Origin of the sequence: Tepidibacillus fermentans (assembly GCF_004342885.1) — a bacterium.
GTDB lineage: Bacteria > Bacillota > Bacilli > Tepidibacillales > Tepidibacillaceae > Tepidibacillus > Tepidibacillus fermentans.
The window spans coordinates 244,493-263,120 of the sequence record NZ_SMAB01000001.1 but is presented as its reverse complement, the minus strand read 5'-3'; the positions used below and the strand labels follow the sequence as shown (position 1 = coordinate 263,120).

General features: G+C 36.5%; 17 protein-coding genes. 12 read left to right on the top strand and 5 right to left on the bottom strand.

Going from position 1 to position 18,628, the window contains the following annotated elements:
* The 5 genes from EDD72_RS01225 to EDD72_RS01205 all read left to right on the top strand — a co-directional run bounded on the left by EDD72_RS01225 (position 1) and on the right by EDD72_RS01205 (position 8,049).
* Positions 1-3,585, top strand: coding sequence for a UvrD-helicase domain-containing protein (locus EDD72_RS01225; RefSeq protein ID WP_132766800.1), 3,585 nt, complete (start codon positions 1-3; stop codon positions 3,583-3,585).
* A gap of 19 nt (positions 3,586-3,604) precedes the next feature.
* On the top strand, positions 3,605-5,365 hold the full coding sequence (locus tag EDD72_RS01220) for a LytS/YhcK type 5TM receptor domain-containing protein (RefSeq protein ID WP_132766799.1): 1,761 nt from the start codon (positions 3,605-3,607) through the stop codon (positions 5,363-5,365).
* A complete protein-coding gene (locus tag EDD72_RS01215) occupies positions 5,362-6,138 on the top strand; it encodes a LytR/AlgR family response regulator transcription factor (RefSeq protein ID WP_132766798.1) in 777 nt (258 codons plus the stop codon). Before EDD72_RS01220 ends, EDD72_RS01215 begins: the two co-directional genes overlap by 4 nt.
* 150 nt (positions 6,139-6,288) lie before the next feature.
* Entirely contained in the window at positions 6,289-7,719 is a 1,431-nt protein-coding gene (locus tag EDD72_RS01210) for a carbon starvation CstA family protein (RefSeq protein ID WP_132766797.1), read from the top strand.
* Positions 7,720-7,752: 33 nt separating this feature from the next.
* The gene (locus EDD72_RS01205) at positions 7,753-8,049 is read left to right on the top strand and encodes a CC/Se motif family (seleno)protein (RefSeq protein WP_132766796.1); all 297 of its coding nucleotides are present in this window, start codon (positions 7,753-7,755) and stop codon (positions 8,047-8,049) included.
* A gap of 82 nt (positions 8,050-8,131) precedes the next feature.
* Here EDD72_RS01205 and EDD72_RS01200 read toward each other — a convergent pair whose 3' ends face one another.
* Complete coding sequence (locus EDD72_RS01200) at positions 8,132-8,479, bottom strand: SH3 domain-containing protein (RefSeq protein ID WP_132766795.1); 348 nt, start codon at positions 8,477-8,479, stop codon at positions 8,132-8,134.
* A gap of 168 nt (positions 8,480-8,647) precedes the next feature.
* Here EDD72_RS01200 and EDD72_RS01195 point away from each other — a divergent pair, with 168 nt between their 5' ends.
* From EDD72_RS01195 to EDD72_RS12920, 3 genes are all read left to right on the top strand, one after another.
* Complete coding sequence (locus EDD72_RS01195) at positions 8,648-9,580, top strand: magnesium transporter CorA family protein (protein ID WP_132766794.1); 933 nt, start codon at positions 8,648-8,650, stop codon at positions 9,578-9,580.
* 619 nt (positions 9,581-10,199) lie between these two features.
* Positions 10,200-10,337, top strand: coding sequence for a hypothetical protein (locus EDD72_RS12440; RefSeq protein WP_165894900.1), 138 nt, complete (start codon positions 10,200-10,202; stop codon positions 10,335-10,337).
* Positions 10,338-10,440: 103 nt separating this feature from the next.
* A complete protein-coding gene (locus tag EDD72_RS12920; RefSeq protein WP_279388071.1) occupies positions 10,441-10,572 on the top strand; it encodes a hypothetical protein in 132 nt (43 codons plus the stop codon).
* 1,033 nt (positions 10,573-11,605) lie between these two features.
* On the opposite strand, the gene EDD72_RS01190 is transcribed toward EDD72_RS12920, so the two are convergent.
* Positions 11,606-12,679, bottom strand: a complete 1,074-nt coding sequence (locus tag EDD72_RS01190) for a TIGR04053 family radical SAM/SPASM domain-containing protein (protein ID WP_424565517.1) — start codon at positions 12,677-12,679, stop codon at positions 11,606-11,608.
* A gap of 320 nt (positions 12,680-12,999) precedes the next feature.
* Between EDD72_RS01190 and EDD72_RS12435 the strand changes: the two genes are divergently transcribed.
* Positions 13,000-13,176: a hypothetical protein gene (locus EDD72_RS12435; RefSeq protein WP_165894898.1), complete on the top strand. Its 177-nt coding sequence runs from the start codon at positions 13,000-13,002 to the stop codon at positions 13,174-13,176.
* 305 nt (positions 13,177-13,481) lie between these two features.
* Here EDD72_RS12435 and EDD72_RS01185 read toward each other — a convergent pair whose 3' ends face one another.
* From EDD72_RS01185 to EDD72_RS01175, 3 genes are all read right to left on the bottom strand, one after another.
* Entirely contained in the window at positions 13,482-14,177 is a 696-nt protein-coding gene (locus EDD72_RS01185) for a Crp/Fnr family transcriptional regulator (protein ID WP_132766793.1), read from the bottom strand.
* Between the two features lie 14 nt (positions 14,178-14,191).
* A complete protein-coding gene (locus EDD72_RS01180) occupies positions 14,192-14,773 on the bottom strand; it encodes a 5-formyltetrahydrofolate cyclo-ligase (protein ID WP_165894896.1) in 582 nt (193 codons plus the stop codon).
* Between the two features lie 210 nt (positions 14,774-14,983).
* Entirely contained in the window at positions 14,984-15,727 is a 744-nt protein-coding gene (locus EDD72_RS01175; RefSeq protein WP_165894894.1) for a YwiC-like family protein, read from the bottom strand.
* Between the two features lie 151 nt (positions 15,728-15,878).
* Between EDD72_RS01175 and EDD72_RS01170 the strand changes: the two genes are divergently transcribed.
* The 3 genes from EDD72_RS01170 to EDD72_RS01160 are packed head-to-tail and all read left to right on the top strand — an operon-like array spanning position 15,879 to position 18,072.
* Positions 15,879-17,132 carry a PAS domain-containing sensor histidine kinase gene (locus tag EDD72_RS01170; RefSeq protein WP_132766790.1) on the top strand — a complete coding sequence of 418 codons (1,254 nt, stop codon included), beginning with the start codon at positions 15,879-15,881 and terminating at the stop codon, positions 17,130-17,132.
* Positions 17,101-17,760: a response regulator transcription factor gene (locus EDD72_RS01165; RefSeq protein WP_132766789.1), complete on the top strand. Its 660-nt coding sequence runs from the start codon at positions 17,101-17,103 to the stop codon at positions 17,758-17,760. The genes EDD72_RS01170 and EDD72_RS01165 overlap by 32 nt, the downstream gene beginning before the upstream one ends.
* 39 nt (positions 17,761-17,799) lie before the next feature.
* Positions 17,800-18,072, top strand: coding sequence for a DUF1664 domain-containing protein (locus tag EDD72_RS01160; RefSeq protein ID WP_165894892.1), 273 nt, complete (start codon positions 17,800-17,802; stop codon positions 18,070-18,072).
* The last annotated feature ends 556 nt before the right edge of the window (positions 18,073-18,628 follow it).

Genomic DNA, 18,628 nt, shown 5'->3' with positions numbered 1-18,628 from the left:
GTGCCGTTTCCATTAACAGAAGAGCAAGCCTATGCTGTGGATACATTACATGTAAATTGTATCGTTCCGGCAGGGGCAGGATCGGGAAAAACGAGAGTGTTAGTCGAACGATATGTAAAGATTATTGAAGAGTCGCAACATATTCCTCACATTCTTGAAAAAATTGTTGCCATTACCTTTACCGAAAAAGCGGCTAGGGAGATGAAAGAACGGATTCGCAAAGAAATGGTGGAACGACAGGATCACGCAAAGGTCAACCAAAATTGGCAACAAGCTGAACTTTGGCAAGAAAATATTCAACGTTTAGAACGGGCGACAATTTCAACCATCCATTCTTTTTGTGCAAAAATTTTGCGTGAGTTTCCGATTGAGGCCAAAATTGATCCTGAATTTCAAGTTTTGGATCAGACACAAATGAGATGGTTATTATTGGATGTGGTAGAAAAAGAACTAAAGAAACAATTAGAAGAGGAGAGAACAAAGGGAATCTCAGCTCTTTATCAATGGGTGATTGCATCAGGATTTCATCGAGCCGTCAGACAAATTGTAAAAGTTTACGAACAAGTGAAAAATTCAGGCTATTCCCTTCAAGAAGTTCGAAAGTTAACAGAAGAACAATTTAAGAAATCTCCTTATGAATGGTTAATCGGTTTTGATGAAGTGATAGATGCAGGAGATGCCCTTTATCATGCGAACGCTCAAGATGGGAACAAAAACTTCAAAACATTTCAAAGTCAATGGCCTGATCTAAAAGAGACCTTAATCAAGGCGAAAAATCAAGGAAATGATCTAGAGCATGTGATTGAAACGCTAGTGAAGTTAACCAGTGGAAACCTAGGAAAGGGAGAAGTAAAAGAACAAAGAGGGCTAGTGAATCAACTAGCCAAAGATCTTCTTGATCAATTAGCAGGGGTCGAACATTTAGAATGGGAAAAAGTCGTCCTTGAATCCTTTTATCCATTATTGGAACAAATCGAAAAAAAGATCAACCAGGAAAAAGAAAGATTAAATGGACTCGATTTTGATGATCTTCAGTTGAGAGTCGTTCAGCTTTTACGTGAAAACCAAGAAGTGAGAAAGAGCATTCAAAATCGTTATTCTTACTTTTTGCTTGATGAGTTTCAAGATAACAACCAAATTCAAAAGATGTTAATTTCTTTATTATTAAAAGATGAAAGAGGAATAATTGAACCAGGACGATTGTTTGTCGTAGGAGATCCCAAACAGTCGATTTATCGTTTCCGTGGTGCGGACGTGTATGTCTTTAAGGAAATGGAAAAAGAGATCATCGAAATGAATGGTCGAGTCGCCCCCTTACAATTTAACTTTCGCTCTCATCCAGATATTATCCAATTTGTCAATCATTTTTTTCAAAAGATCATGTCAACAGATCCAAATTCACCCAACTATTATAAAGACGCAATTGCGAAAGGAAATGTAGAATGTCAGGAAAACCCAATCGAATTCATTCCTATTTATCATGATAGAGAGGATGAGGAATCGGCGCGAGAAAAGGAAGCAGAGGCAATTGCGTTACGGATTGAACAGTTACTGAAAAGAGGAGTTCAACCTGGAGAAATTACCATCCTGTTTCGAGCGATGTTAGATATTAAAACCTATGAACAAGCAATGTCGAAACGAAGGATTCCTTATTATGTGATGGGTGGGCGTGGTTTTTATCAAAAGCAAGAAATTCATGACCTAATTCACGTACTTAAATATATTTTTGATCCTTCAAATAAAATTGCACTTGCTGGTATATTACGTTCACCAATGGTCGGGATTCAAGATGATACATTATATTGGGTCATGAGCCGTTTATCTTCACAACCTGTACACCACCTATCTTTATCGTTGGACGATCTTGAGGAGAATGAAAAGAAAAAATTAGAACATTTCTTCAGTTGGCTCAATCAAGTCCAAAATAAAGTGAGTAGAATTAAGGTTTCGGAGCTACTTCGCTTTTTTTTGGAATTAACCTATTATAAGGCGATCCTACTTTCCTTACCTCAAGGAAGGCAAGCCGTAGCGAACATTGATAAACTCATCCGTTTTGCAGAGAATTTCCCAGGTGATAATCCTTATTCGATCGATGAATTTTTAATGCGATTTGATCGGCTAGTTGAAGATGAAGATCAGGAAACAGAAGCTGCGATTGAATCGGAAATGGGGAATACCGTGAAACTAATGACCATTCATCAATCGAAAGGATTAGAATTTCCATTTGTATTCGTTCCTGATTTAGCAAGAAAACCAATTTCGGAAGACTCTCTCATCCGCTTTGATTCAGATTTTGGATTAACATGTAAGGTTCCTATTGAAGAAGAAGGCTTTGCCGAATCAATTCGCTATCATGTAAGTCGGGAAAAAGAAAAGAAATTAGACCGAGAGGAATCAGCTAGGATTCTCTACGTGGCCATGACGCGAGCCGAAAAGAAACTTTTTCTATCTGGTAAAGTAGAAGAAGCGAAAAACAAAGAGGACTTGAAAGATGTGTTAAAAGAATCGACGTGGATAAAATGGCTTGATGCCGTCTTAAGAATGGAAAACATTTCACTTCAAGACAGGCAATGGCCTTATGTTTTAAAAAATGGGGAAATAGCAAAGATTCAGGTGATGATTGAACACCTTCTTGAAAAAAGCCTAGAAAAGAAACAAGATCTGGAAGAAAAACAAGATATAGATCAAGTTCCACACGAAGAATTAGAGCAAGTTGAGTGGCCAGAAGATCAAGAAGTATTCATTGATTATACGAAATCTTTGGCTTTATCACCGGCGGATAATCGGTATTCTATTTCTTCCATTAAACGATATCAACAATGCCCTCGATATTATTATTTTACCGACCGGTTATCTCTGTTTCATATCGTTGATTGGATAACCGATCAGGATCAAGAGTATTTGTTAGAAGAAGATATAGAAAATGAACAAGAAGAAGAATTTCAACCGTTATCCTTATCGCCAAGTTTAAAAGGATCGATTGTTCATTACGTGTTCGAACAACTTACTTTATTTCCTGAACGAGTGAATGATTGGCAACAGATCACAGAAACTGGACTCATCAATCAGGGATATGAATTATCGCTCGTTAACCAAGAGGAGTGGAAATCATTTCTGATTCAAGTGAATCAATATGTTTCTGATTTTCGAGAAAGTCCATATTTTGCGACAAAAAAAGAGAATATTTGGACAGAGTTTGATGTTACTTTGTCATTAAAAAATGGCCAAGTTAATGGAACGATTGACCGACTCGAGTTTCATTCAGATGGTACTTTTACGATTGTAGATTATAAAACCGATCAAAAGATGGATGTTGAACAATACCGATCACAAATCTTAACCTATGCTCTAGCTGTATGGAAACAATTCAATCGTATACCAAAAGAAGGGAAACTTTATTACATTCGGCATAATCAAACGGAGATTATTCCAATTGATGTAGCTATGTTAGAAAATTGGGAAGCAAAATTGGAAAAGATACTAGAAAAGTTGAATCATTCTACTGTAATCGAAGATTTCCCGAAAAATAATCAACATTGTTATTTTTGTTCTTATCGAAATCTTTGCCAAGGGGTCACACTCTAATGTGGAGGAGTACAAATCAATGCTTCAACTATTATTTTTAATGATTGAAAGAATCGGAGTTATTGTAACCATTGCTTTTATTCTGACTCGTTTCGCTACCTTCCGGAATTTAATCGATCATAAGTCAGACCGATTGACAAAAATCAAACTGATGATTCTTTTTGGGATCTTTGGCATTATTGGAACTTACACAGGAATTGCAGTCGAACCATATCAAGGGACGACATTGTGGGTTTCCGATGTGATTCATATTCAATTTAATGAAGCCATCGCCAATTCCCGTGTCATTGGTGTTGTCATTGGAGGATTATTAGGCGGACCAGTGGTTGGACTTGGTGCAGGGTTGATTGCTGCGATCCATCGAATGTTACTTGGAGGATTTACAGGTTTGGCATGCGGGGTATCAACGGTTGTAGAGGGAGCGATGGCAGGAATTGTTTATAAAAAAATCGGGAATCGACGCATTGTCCCTATTGGAACTGCTTTTTTTACGGGATTGGTTGCCGAGACCGTGCAAATGGCTATTATTTTACTTTTGGCAAAACCTTTTGAAAAGGCACTTGCTTTGGTTCAAGTCATTGGTTTACCGATGATCGTTGCAAATAGTATTGGAATTGCGATTTTTATCGCGATTATTCAGAGTGTTGTTCATGAAGAGGATCGGATTGAAGCTGATCAAGCACAAAAGGTTTTACATGTGGTTGACCAAACTTTATTTCACTTAAGAAAAGGCCTAAATGAAGAATCAGCGAAAGAGATTTCAAAATTACTACTAAAGACAACCAATGCTTCTGCCGTATCGATCACAAACCAAGAGAAAATTTTATCCCATGTTGGATTAGGAGATGATCATCACACACCGGGACATTCGTTACTTACAGAAGCAACGAAACAAGTACTGAAATCCGGTAAGGACTACGTTGCCAAATCTTTTGATGAAATTCGCTGTCAACAGCCTAAGTGCCCATTACAAGCAGCGATTATCGTTCCGATCAAAAAAGCGGGGGAAATCATTGGAGTTCTTAAATTTTACTTTGCGAATCAAAAACAAATTCGACTCGTTGATCGGGAATTAGCTTTAGGGCTAGGTGGCCTTTTATCCCATCAAATTGAAGCGGTTGAGGCTGAAAAGCAGGCAAAGTTGGTGTCTGAGGCAGAAATAAAAGCATTACAAGCACAAGTCAACCCTCACTTCTTATTTAATTCATTAAACACGATTGTGGCGTTAATTAGAACAAATCCAGATTTGGCAAGAAAACTCCTGATCCAATTAGGAAACTTCTTTCGTCAAAACCTAAATGCTTCTTTACATGAATTAGTTAGTATCGGACAAGAAATCAACCATACTAGGTCCTATTTATATATTGAACAGGCAAGGTTTTTCGATCGCTTGCAAGTCGAATTCCAAGTTGATCAAGAAATTGAACATGTTTTACTTCCCCCGCTTACCCTTCAACCATTAGTTGAGAATGCGATTAAACATGGACTTAAAGGGATGAAAAATGGACGAATTCGCATTAACGTACAGAAACAAGAAGAGATGGTCTACTTGGCTGTGATGGATAATGGAATCGGAATCGACTCAAAGCGAATTGAGTTATTGTTGAACCAAAGAGTAAGATCTAAAGAAGGAACTGGATTTGGATTATATAATGTCCATCAAAGATTGATTAGTCGATATGGGGGAGCTTCAGGTCTTCATATTGAAAGTGAACAAGGAAAAGGAACAAAGGTCTGGTTTCTCATTCCAATTGTACAAAAACAGGAGGTTTCTAAATGACGATTAAAGTACTGATTGCAGATGATGAAATACTTGCAAGAGATGAATTAACATATCTATTAAATGAGTATGAAGAGATTGAAATTATTGGCGAGGCAAAGGATGGGAAGGAAGCTTACGAAAAAATTGTTGAACAAAAACCTGATGTCGTTTTTTTAGATATTTATATGCCTGAGATGAATGGATTAGCTGTAGCTAAAAAAGTAATGGAAGAAGATATAAATACACTGATTGTGTTTTCAACGGCTTATAACGAACATGCAATCAAAGCGTTCGAGATGAATGCTGTCGATTACTTGTTAAAACCATTTGATGAAGAAAGACTAGCAAGTACGATCGAAAGAATTAAAAAACGATTAGAAAAGCCAAATCATGAAAAAATAAAAGAACTCATTTACCAAATGATGGGTGAGGACAAATTAAAAGAGGAGAAGAAAAATATCTCGAAGTTGGCAATTCAAACAGATGAACGAGTGATACTCTTAGATCCAAGGGAAATCGTATATGCTTATCGTGAAGGAAGAGGTGTACGAATAAAAACGATGAAAGATACGTATGTGACAAAATTTACATTACAGGTATTAGAAGATAAGTTGAAAAAATATTCTTTTTTTCGAACTCACCGAAGTTATTTAGTCAATCTCGACTACATTGAAGAACTTGTACCATGGTTTAATGGTGCTTATAACTTGACGATGAAAGACAATGAACAATCAAAAGTTCCGGTTAGTAGGCAATATGTGAAGATGTTAAAAGATATTTTGGGATTATGAAATGCGAAATAGAACGAGCTATATACCATTTAGACATGAATTTTAACATTTAGGAAATAATTCGACACAATTCCCTCATTTTTCATTACAATCATATTGCAAACGCATTCATTATCTGATTTAATTTTTTGAAAAGAGGGGGAATTATTTATGATCACATTTATCCTTTCCTTTGTCGCGTTGGTATTAGGATATATTTTCTATGGCCGTTTTGTGGAAAAGGTTTTCGGTGTAAATGAAAACCGTCCGACACCTGCTTACGCGAATCAAGATGGAGTGGACTTTGTACCGATCAGTACGAATCGAAACAGTTTAATTCAATTATTAAACATTGCCGGATTAGGTCCAATTTTTGGTCCGATTTTGGGCGCACTATGGGGACCTTTAGCATTTGTTTGGATTGTTCTTGGTGGTATTTTTGCTGGAGCCGTTCATGATTATTTTTCGGGAATGTTATCGGTAAGAAATAACGGTGCTCAACTTCCAGAATTAGTAGGAAAATACCTTGGAAATGGTATGAAACAATTTGTTAACGTATTTTCATTAATTTTATTAATTCTTGTAGGTGTTGTTTTCGTTACTGGTCCAGCTGGACTAATCGCAACTTTAACTCCTGATTGGATAACACTTGGAATGGTTTCCGCTTTTATTTTCTTTTATTATATCTTGGCAACCTTATTGCCGATTGATAAAATCATCGGAAAGATTTATCCAATCTTTGGTGCATTTCTAATTATCATGGCATTAGGAGTAGGTGGCGGTTTAATCGTTAAAGGATATGCCATTCCTGAATTAACATTTGCTAACCTACATCCAAAAGGATTACCTGTATGGCCATTACTTTTTATTACGATTGCTTGTGGTGCAATTAGTGGTTTCCATGCAACACAATCTCCACTAGTTGCAAGAACGATTCAAAATGAAAAATATGGGCGTAAAATTTTCTATGGAATGATGATTGCTGAATCTGCGATTGCCATGGTTTGGGCGGCAGCAGGTATGGCTGTATTCCATGGAACTGATGGATTACAAGATGCTTTAGTTCAATATGGTGGACCTGCGGGAGTGGTTCGTCACATTGCGATTACGATGTTGGGAGCAGTTGGCGGGACCCTTGCGATTATTGGGGTAATTGTACTTCCAATTACTTCTGGTGACACCGCTTTTCGTGGTGCTCGTATTCTAATCGCTGATTTCTTCAAAATGAGTCAGCGCAAAATTAGTAGCCGTTTGATCATTACCATTCCTATGTTTGTTGTCGGTTATCTACTAACATTGATTGACTTTAACTTCTTATGGAGATATTTCTCTTGGGCAAACCAAACAACAGCAATGATTATGCTTTGGGCTGCCGCAATGTTCTTGGTTCAAGAAGGAAAGAATCACTGGATTGCAAGTGTTCCAGCAACCTTTATGACAGCAGTTTCCTTCACTTATATTTTACAAGCACCAGAAGGATTTAGCTTACCAACAAGCATTTCCTATCCTGTTGGTTTAGCGATTACGGTCGGAATTGCTGTGTTATTTGCAGTGAAAGCACTAAAAGTAAAAAAGCGAGCAACCATTGCAATAGAAAACTAAGTTAATAGTAAAGTAAGAGAGGGTGAGACTCGGATGAAACCAATCATACCCATCTTTGATATTCAGGTAGACATGACAGAAAGGGTAAAAGAATATATCAAGGATCGTGGTGGAATCATCACCTTAGCAGAAGCTCCACAAACTGGGTGTTGTACAAACTTTGTGTTTGTAGGAGCAGAGTTAGGAAAACCAAAAGAAGAAGGTTACTACCGAGTCATGGAACAAGATGGGATAACCATCTATTGGGACCCATTTATTCTAAAAAAGGATAAAAAATATGAACTCGATTTAGAAGGTTTGTTCAAGTGGAAGACGATTGTTGTTCACTAAATAAGTCAGCCATACGACGGTGTAGGCTTGTATGATCTATGAATATACAAACCAATATAGGCTAAAAATAGGAAGCAGCGATCTATTCAGGTCGCTGCTTTTTGTGTTCCAGTTTTTCCTTTGGGACGTAAAAACTAAGGCCATCTTCGGTTTCACAAAGGTACCAACCTTTTTTGATTTTTAGAATCTCAACGCGTGTACCAGCTTTTATCGAACGTACCTCACAACAACCGTGATCCACCATAAATGTTTCCTTAACGGTATAATAATCATCACTTTTAATAAATGCTTCTAATTCATTTTTTGCAGGAAGCGATTCTTTAAATGAACAATTTTTTGTTTGACAGTACAGTTCCTCGTCATCTCTTTCTGAATATAATGTATAACCGCATATCGGACAGGAATACTGGTATAACAATAATGTGGACATATTTACCCCCTCCAATTCGATTTATCTAATAAATGATTTTATCAGAATTTTGCTATGATTAAAAAGAAGCTTTACAGCTTGTCTTATATTCGTATATGATATGTAAGTCAAAAAAAAATTTTTATGAGGTGTTTAATAACATGTAGGAATGAAAAGAAGGTGATTGACATGATCGAAATCTACAAAACCATCGATGATCAATTAAAAAAACTGGAAGAATTAGATAAAGGGGTATGGGTAAACTTAACGAATCCGACAGAAGAAGAAATTTTATGGGTAAGTCAACAATTGGATTTGGAACTAGAACATATTAGGGCGGCATTGGACGAGGAAGAAAGGCCACGAATTGAAACAAGTAATGGGTGTACTCTAATCCTTGTGGATATTCCAATTCCAACTGTTGAAGAACATTCTGGCTTATACACGACTTTACCTTTAGGAATTATTCTAAATGAAGATAGTATTGTCACTGTTTCTTTGAAAAAGAATGCGATTATTAATGATTTTATTGAAGGAAAAGTAAAATCATTCTATACGTTTAAACGGACAAGATTTATATTACAACTCTTATATAAAAATGCCACGTATTTCTTACAATATTTGAGGCAAATCGAAAAAACAAGTTACCGGATTGAACTCGAATTGCATAAATCGATGAAGAATAAAGAGTTAATCGAGCTTCTCGATTTAGAAAAATCCTTAGTTTATTTCTCTACATCGTTAAAAAGTAATGAGATTGTGTTAGAAAAAATGTTAAAGCTCGATTCGATTAAAAAATATCCAGAGGATACGGATTTATTAGAAGATGTTATGATCGAAAATAAACAGGCAATTGAAATGGCGAGTATCCATATTAATATCCTAACTGGTACGATGGATGCTTTCGCATCTGTCATTTCCAATAATCTCAATATCGTGATGAAATTTTTAACATCGATTACGATTGTGTTATCGATTCCAACCATGATTGCAAGTTTTTTTGGAATGAATGTAGATGTTCCATTTGAGAACAATCCCCATGCATTTATGATTATTGTTTCAATTTCTACGTTATTGTCGGTATTCATTTCTTTGATTTTTATAAAGCGTAAAATGTTTTGAATAGATTATAAACCAAAAAGCTGTTGGAACAATTCCAACAGCTTTTTACGTTCAACGGATGCGGATTTCATGAAAAATAGGTGATGGTATAGTCTTGAAAAAGGTAAGATTCATAAACTAGCAATGAACATATATTGAAAGGAGGTTAACTCCGTGGCAAATGCAAGGACCAGTTGGTTTGGAGGTTTTTCATGGATATGGTGGATCATTATCATTGTGTTATTCATATGGTTATTTTGGGGGTTCTTTGGGATTTTGTAACATAAACTGAATTTGCAAAAAGGGTCATCCATGGGGATGGCTCTTCTTCTAATTAAGGCGATCACCCATTTTTATAGAGATTAGGCTTTTCAACTATACAAAGCTAGGGGAATTTACATAGGTTATAGTACAAAGGACATTAAAGTCCAATAGAATCAAAAAGGAGGGTTTGATTATGGCTGATGGAGTTAAAGGTTGGTACGGAGGATATAGAACTCTATTATTGTTCATCCTTCTCGTGATTATTTTCTTCTGGTTTATTGGTGGCACTTGGTGGTAATCCGAAGGGGGAAGGCCTTGGTCTTCCCCTATTTTGCAATTTATCAATATAGCTGATGTGTAAAAAGGAGAGGAAGATATGGCGGCAAAACCAAGTTCAATAAGCGACTGGTTCTGGATCTGGTGGATCATTATTATCTTCCTATTTCTATGGATCTTTTGGAAAATCTTTAGTCTCCGCTTTTATGATCTAGGCTACTACTGGTGTCCATGGTAGAAGTACTCAGGAATGTTTAAGGGAGATCGTCTCCCTTTTTTTTATAGTAGCAAGAACACCTTTTAAATTCATTCTCATACTCCTTTGAAAGGGGGTGAAAGGAATGGCAGCGAATACCAACTTCTTTGCTGGTGGTTGGAGCTGGATCTTTTTGATCATTATTATTGCATTATTTATTTGGCTTCTTTGGGGCTTCAGCTCTTATGGATATGGTGGATACGGTTACTATTACTAATTACTAGGTGAATCACTATTTTTTCTTCAATAATGGATAATTAACTATACACTCTTTTAAGATCGATCATAAAGTATGGTAGAAATGGCAAAGGAGGGATAAAGAAATGGCAGGTGGATACGGCGGAGGATATTTCTTTAGCTATAGAACATTATTGCTGTTCATCCTTCTCGTGATTATCTTCTTCTGGTTTGTTGCTGGGGTTTGGTATTAACCCATTTTTAAGTGGAAATAGACATTTACACATACCTGTTATTCATGTCATTCATAAAGTAATGTAGAAAAAAGAAAAGGAGGGATAAAGAAATGGCAGACGGGTACGGTAGAGGATATTACTGGAGCTATAGAACATTATTGCTGTTCATCCTTCTCGTGATTGTCTTCTTCTGGTTTATTGGTGGCACTTGGTGGTAGTAGAAAATCGGGCATGTAACTAGAGCAGATCAAACTCCAATCACATATTTTAAAATTGAGGGTGAAAAAATCCTCAAAAATCAAAAATGGAGGGATAAAGAAAATGGCAAATGGATATGGAGGCTATTTCTGGAGCTATAGAACATTACTCTTGTTCATCCTTCTCGTGATTATCTTCTTCTGGTTCATTGGTGGCACTTGGTGGTAGTCAATGGGGGATTTATCCCCCTTTTGTACATAACAAATAGCAATTGTTATGTGACTCTCTTGAGTCGATTCTCAAAAAAGTTTTTTAGAAAACCCTCCTCTAAAAAGTCTGCATCAAGCAGACTTTTTCTCAGATCAGAAATTGGACATTTCGCAAATTTCAACGAATCTGAGTTCTAACCTCTAACATCTGATTCTTGGCATTTAACCAATTGTTCAATTTTGACTTCTGACCTCAGACTTCTGCCTTTATTATGCTGGGCACTCATCCATTCGATATATGTTTATGTGTATTGGTCAAGAAAGGTTCCGACAAAAACAAAAAAATAGTCCACTGAATTGGTGGACTATTTTCTTGAAATACTGAGAAATTGACGATTTCATCCATTTCAACGAAACCGACTTCTAACCTCTAACTTCTAACTGCTAATTCCTGTTTCGGCTGATAGATACAGAATGGGTCGCTTTCTAGATAATCTCCTGTTACTGCATAAGCTCTGGCTCTTGAACCACCACAAGTCTCACGATATTCGCAGATTCCACATTTTCCTTTGTATTTATCAGGATTACGTAAATCTTGGAAAATCGGAGAGTTTCGATAAATCTCAGCTAATGGCGTTTCTCGTACATTTCCAGCATAAACAGGAAGAAAGCCACTTGGATAAACCTCACCAATATGGGAAACGAAAACAAACCCTTTTCCATCATTAATCCCTGCTGCTCGTCCAATATGGTCATTTAATTTGGGAACAGAAGCTATGGCCTCTCCTTGATGTTTTTCCATAATGTATCGACGGTAATGAGGAGCTGCTGTCGTTTTAATATCATAGGGTACCTTTGAACTTAAATTGGACAACCATTCGAAGACTTCTTCGTGTTGAACAGGCGAAATCATATCTTTGATCTGACCACGTCCTGTTGGTACAAGGAAGAAAACACTCCACAATTCTGTTCCAAAGTCTTCTACCATTTTGGCGATGTTTTTTAAATCATGAATATTATATCGGCTTACTGTCGTGTTAATTTGAATCGGCATATTTAGTTCTTGTAAGTAGCGTAATGCTCTCATTGTAAGATCATAAGAACCTTTTGTACCACGGAAATGGTCGTGAATCTCGGCAATTGAACCATCAAGGCTAAATGCCCAACGGGAAAGTCCAAGTTCGTATGATTTTTTCATTGCTTCCTTGGTTACCTTAGGTGTAGCACTTGGGGTCATGGATGTACGAATTCCTTTTTTGATCGCATAATCCATCAATTCAAAAATATCAGGTCTCATTAAAGGATCTCCACCAGTAAAAACGAGGAGAGGGCTACCCATATCGATGATTTGATCGATTAATTGTTTTCCTTCCTCTGTTGTTAATTCTCGTGGATCCCGATGGTATTGAGCCTCTGCACGACAATGTAAACAATGTAAGGCGCAAGCTCTTGTTACTTCCCAAATGGTAATAAAGGGAGATTGATTGTAGTCAGGGATTCTCATCCAATACACCTCACAATTATGATACAAATATTGTAAAGTAAACTTTTCACTATGTATATGATAAAAATCACAGACAGCTTGATAAATTTTTCTATATCATAACTATACCATTTTAAAGAATTAGATCAAAGAGGACACATTTATGAAGTAGAACACATCTATGACCCAGAACTTGGCTTAAATATTAGAGATTTAGCTCTAATTTATGATATACTAGTGTTTGAAAATTTTGTTCTTTTGTGCAGAGGTTAGTTGTTAGAAGTTAGATTAGATGAATTGGCGAAAATGCCAGTTTACAAAGAAAGGAGAAATAAAGTCAAATGAAAGTGTTTTATGATTTGAAAATGCCAGTAGAATTAAAGGAAATTAAGGAAATCTTGAAGCCTTATGGGGGCCGTTGCGCCAAAATCAATGATGGAAAGCTAGAATACCAGATTAAAGAGGAAAAGGAACAGGAAGCATTACAGGCATTAAAAGAAAAAGGTTTAGTAGATTGATAATTGGACAGAAGGAGAGTCACGGATATTGACTCTCCTTTATCGATGACATACAAGCCAGCACCATCAACCGATAGTGATGCACGTATACATGGCTTTTTTTATTTCTTCCTCAGACAATGTAATCATTTCATCCACATATAGCTTTGTTAATTTCAAGGGTGAGATCACCAACCTGTTTTACGACTAATTTGTCTGCAATACTTTTAGTGTCTGGTAATTCGACTAATTTATTCTGTTGAAAGGATTCCGTCATCGCTGCCGCTTATAACCCAATCGCTTGAATCTAGGGATTCACAACCATATTAATTAATATAATTTTTCAATTCCTCTAGATTCTTAATACAGATTTCTCCACGTTTCATTGTTAAAATACCATTTTTCTCTAACTGCGACATCATCCGATTCACGTTTTCTCTTGCAGCACCAATAAAGTTTGCTAATTCCTGATGGGTTAATGATAATTGGATTTTAATCCCGTTCTTCGTTTGGATTCCGTAATCTTCTGATAAACGAATCAATGCCGAAGCAAGGGCACCTAATTTACCATAAAGTGTAATATCTCGGAGTTTGGACTGTGCAACATGTAAGCGCTGCCCCATTATCTGAATGATAGAGATCCCGATTTCCGGATAACGGTGAATGATCTTTTCCAGATCTTCATTTCGAATCATCACGACCTCACCGTCTTCAAGCATTTCAGCTGTTGCAGGATAGGTAGTTTTACGGAATAAAGCAACTTCAGCAAAAAGATCACCGGGTTTACGAATATTAAGAACGACTTCTTTCCCTTCAGGGGAAGATTTGCTCAGACGAACTTTTCCTTCCCGTAAGAAATAGACTGCATCTGCAGGGTCATTTTCCACAAATAAAATGGTTCCTTTACGTACCTGTTTGACGGTTAAGGCATTTTGTAAAAGTTCTTTATTTTGATCGGATAACTCAGCTAATAGAGGTATGAGATTAATGATTTGTTTGGTAGGCGATGGTGAATGGATCATGGATACCAACTCCTTTAAAAATTTTTAACAACCCAGCCCTCTTCGGTCAAAATCCCGTCAACAGGGATATCCCAAGGATCAATATTCCAATTCCCTCTAATAATCTGGAATTGATAAGCCAGAGCAATCTTTGGAATGTGTTTAGGTATTTTTCTCAAAAAATGATCATAATAGCCCATTCCATGACCAATGCGATTCCCTTGCATGTTAAAAGCAATCCCTGGAACGATAATCAGATTGAGTTGATCCACTTCAACAGGATCAATCCACTCTTTTTTTGGTTCGCGTAAGCCAAAGTACCCTTGTTCGACTATGGTTAAGTCTTGAATTCGACTAGGGATAAGATCACGTTCTTCCTTTACACAAACCGGAATCGAAACCTGTTTTTGCAGATTGAGCGCTTTGGAAACAAGATTATCAGTCTGTACCTCTTTGGGATAGCTTAAATAGGACATGATATGATTCGCCTGATAAAACATAGTCGATTCAAATAAATACTCTAGAATTCGCGTGGATAACGTGTGGACTAGATGATCGGGTAAGCTGGAACGTCTTGCCAATAATTCTTTACGAATCACTTCTTTTGTATAAATCAAACCGGTCACTTCCGATCTTTATACTGAGGATAGGGACTTGTATGTTCTATCACCGCTCTTAACCTATTTATAGAATCATACAAGCCGAATATAGAACATTAAGCTTTTGTTCACATAAATATCTATGTCCATTTTAATAATTTATGAGTATTAATTCAATTATCAACTTGAAAATAGGGAAAAAAAACCTATAAAAAAAGGGGGACTCCCCTATGAAACAAATAGGGGGTTTTGGTGATAGGATAATAATAGAAAAATCACAAACCATAATGTATTCCCAATCTCTATAATACCAACTGTTTTTGGAACAATTAGTCTTGTTTTGGGGGTAAAAATTCCCCGAATGGTTGAGAACAAGAATGCGATCATCAAGTAAGGACCTGAGAGATAGAAAGATAAGATTGGTAACGCAATCATATAGAAATAAGCAAGCCTACGAAAAGCTAGGTTTTGTTTCTCACGGTATAGGGTTTTCACATAGAGTGCCGAGCCAAAGAAGAACAAAATCTGAAGGGACCACAAGATTAACGCTGATCGATTTATATTTCCTTCTCCAACTTCATAAGTGACCAATACTGTTGAAGTAAGAGCAACTATTGCGCTCAGATCGTTAAATAATGCCCGTTCCTTTTTTTGTTTCGCGTAGTAAAGGTTGATCAAGAAAAAGGGAAGAATGCCGACTAAGATCAAGAGTAGCCGAGGGAAATAGAATAAAAATGGCAACCCCAAGAGTAATGCAATGACTAAATATTGAAAAGATATTTTCCACATTTGTCTACGTTCAACAGGTCGTTTTACTCCTTGAATAAATGGAGAAATAGAAATATAGGCAAAAAAAACGGCAAAAAAAAGAATAGAATGATACCAAATCATTTTTGTTGCTAATGTTCCAATCAAGAAGGGAGCGATCCACATCGCCCAAGCTCCATGTTCTTTTGGTAAGATCAGCTTCATAATCAATCCCCCCTTGAAACATTTCACATTCATCAATTAGATGACAGTTTTTCCTATATTACTTATAATAAATTTTAACAACGTTATTACATGCTTTCAATGAAGAAAATCACAGACAATCTATTGAGGTTATGAATTTGGGTGAGAAAAAATGTCAAATCAGTTTCAGAAACAGAAATGGTTATTTAAAGTATTATTGTCAACCGGAATTTCCCTACTATTTGTATTTGTCGTCATGATATCTTTTCGCACCATAGATAATGGAATCTATCGTTATTTACTTCTCTTTACTATCTCTTTTATTTTTTCTTCGATATTATTTCACTTTATTTTTCGCAAGGATGATGAGTTAAAAGCGGAAAGAGAACGACTAATTAAAGTCTTTGAACATGTATCTGATGGAATTATGATTTTAGATGAGAATAAGAATGTTGTTGAAATGAATCAAGCTGCTAAGGATTTTCTGGGCCATGACATCAAACCTGAGAGTTTTTGCCACCTTTGTGAGGATTCCCATGGTTCACTAAAAATCTGTGAATATGATAAATGTTTCTTAAATCAACAACGATTATCTTATTACGAGTTACAATTAAAGCATGAGAATGGATCAAAAATCCCTGTATCCGTAAGTACATCTCATTATTTAGATGTGGATCAAAAACCTTTAACGATTATTTCTATTCGTAATCTAAGTGATCATCGAAGAGGGGAACAAAGTCGAATTACGAATATTGTGACTGCATCAATGATTCGAGCACAAGAAGAGGAAAGAAAGAGACTTTCCCGTGAGTTGCACGATGGAATTGGGCAGTCCATTTTTAGTGTTTTATTGGGAATTGAATATGTAATGCCTTTAATCGAAAATGAATCGATTCGTGAGCATTTAGAGAATTTAAGAAAGACAACCAAACAAACCTTAGAAGAATTACGCCATATGGCTGTCGAATTAAGACCTTCTGCTCTTGATGATCTCGGATTAATTGCTGCTCTTAAGTCATATATGAAAACCTTTGGAGATACGTTTGGAATTCAAGTGAATTTTGAGTATTCAGGGGATAAGGACCGTCTACCAGCTAGTGTAGAAACAGCGTTATATCGAATCAGTCAAGAGGCATTAACGAATGTAGCCAAATATGCTGATTGTGATCGGGTTGATTTAACCATGTGTAAAAAGATGAATGAAGTGATTTTAAAGGTCACCGATTATGGAAAAGGATTCTCGGTGGATGATCTTCGTCGGCATGATAAAGGCGTAGGTCTTTATGGGATGGAAGAGAGAGCATCGATGTTAGGCGGGACATTTCGTATCACTTCTCAACTAGGGAAAGGTACAGAAATTGAGGTTCATATTCCTTTGCAAAAGGAGGAAGAAAATGGACAAAATCAGAATCTTATTGGTGGATGATCATGCCGTTGTTCGATCGGGATTGACCATGTTAATGAACGTCCAGTCCGATATGGAAGTCGTAGGAGAAGCAGCTGATGGAAATGAGGGAATTGCCAAGGCTTTAGAGTTAAAACCAGATGTGGTATTAATGGATCTTAGTATGCCTCATGGCCGTGATGGTTTTTCCGCTACATCAGAATTAAAAAAAGTGATGTCAAATGTACAAGTCCTTATTTTAACCATGCATGATGATGAAGAATATCTGTTTCGAGCCTTAAAGGTGGGAGCAGCTGGATATGTCCTAAAAAGTGCGCCTGGAAACGAGTTGCTTCACGCAATTCGAACGGTTTATAAAGGTGAAGCATATCTTTATCCAACTGCGACGAAGAGATTAATCGAAGGCTATCTTAAGTTTGCTGAAAAAGAAGAAGAGGATTCATTAGAGTTATTATCACCAAGAGAAAAAGAGATTTTATCTTATGTAGCGACAGGGTATTCCAATAAAGAGATTGCAGATAAGCTGATTATTAGTGTAAAAACGGTAGAGAATCATAAGGCAAAGATCATGGAAAAGCTGCAGCTTACGACTCGTCCACAATTAGTAAAATTTGCGATTAAAAAAGGGTTACTAGAATTAGATGAGTAAAATAGATTATGGTGCAATTACGTTTCGTGATATAATAGGGTGAATAAGTTTAAGGGCGGTGTTGAAATGGATTTGGACAAGCTTTTTGAAGGGATCAATGCCATTCAAAAGCAAATTAAAGGTTTTCAACAGGAAATGAGAGAAGAGATCACAGGGATTAAAGGTGAAGTCTCAGAAATTAAAAGAGACATCAAGAATATTAATGAACGCTTAGATCGTATCGAGGCTAGTTTAGAACTTCTTGCCAATCGTCAATTCAAGCATGAAACTGAGATTGAAGTGATGAAAAAGAAGTTTTTCACAAGGGTATAGCGGAATGCAAACTTGAAATGAAATGTAGGTACCGATGTTTTAAGTGAGACGAGAGGTACCTTTTTTTATTACATAAAAGTGATTCATATCCTTCTATATATTTGCACCTATTTGTTACCATTACGATACTGTTAAATAGTGATAAATGGGTGCAAATCATCAAAGGCTCTAATAATTTGACCCATACCTGTGTATGGACTCACATAAACAGTTACGTAAAAATGATAATTCACAGTAAGAGCGTACCAATAAACTTTATAAGTTTAATATACACCTGTTGGAATTATCCTTTAATGGATAAAGCCAATATTGCTTCAGCAACATCTCTAGCGCTAGTTATCGGAGTATGAATTTTTTAAGGACATTCAAGATTAGCAAAGCGAAAAAGTAAGGCAAGATTTGTTTCCTAAATAATCAAAGTTACGTTTGTGTACAAGTTAAAAATCAGGTGAGGGTTCTTCAACTCTCCCTGGTTCATTTTATAAAAACGACATTTACGTAAGACTAGGGAAATCACTACTAGAAAATAGGGGAGTTCCCTCATACTCCTAAAGCA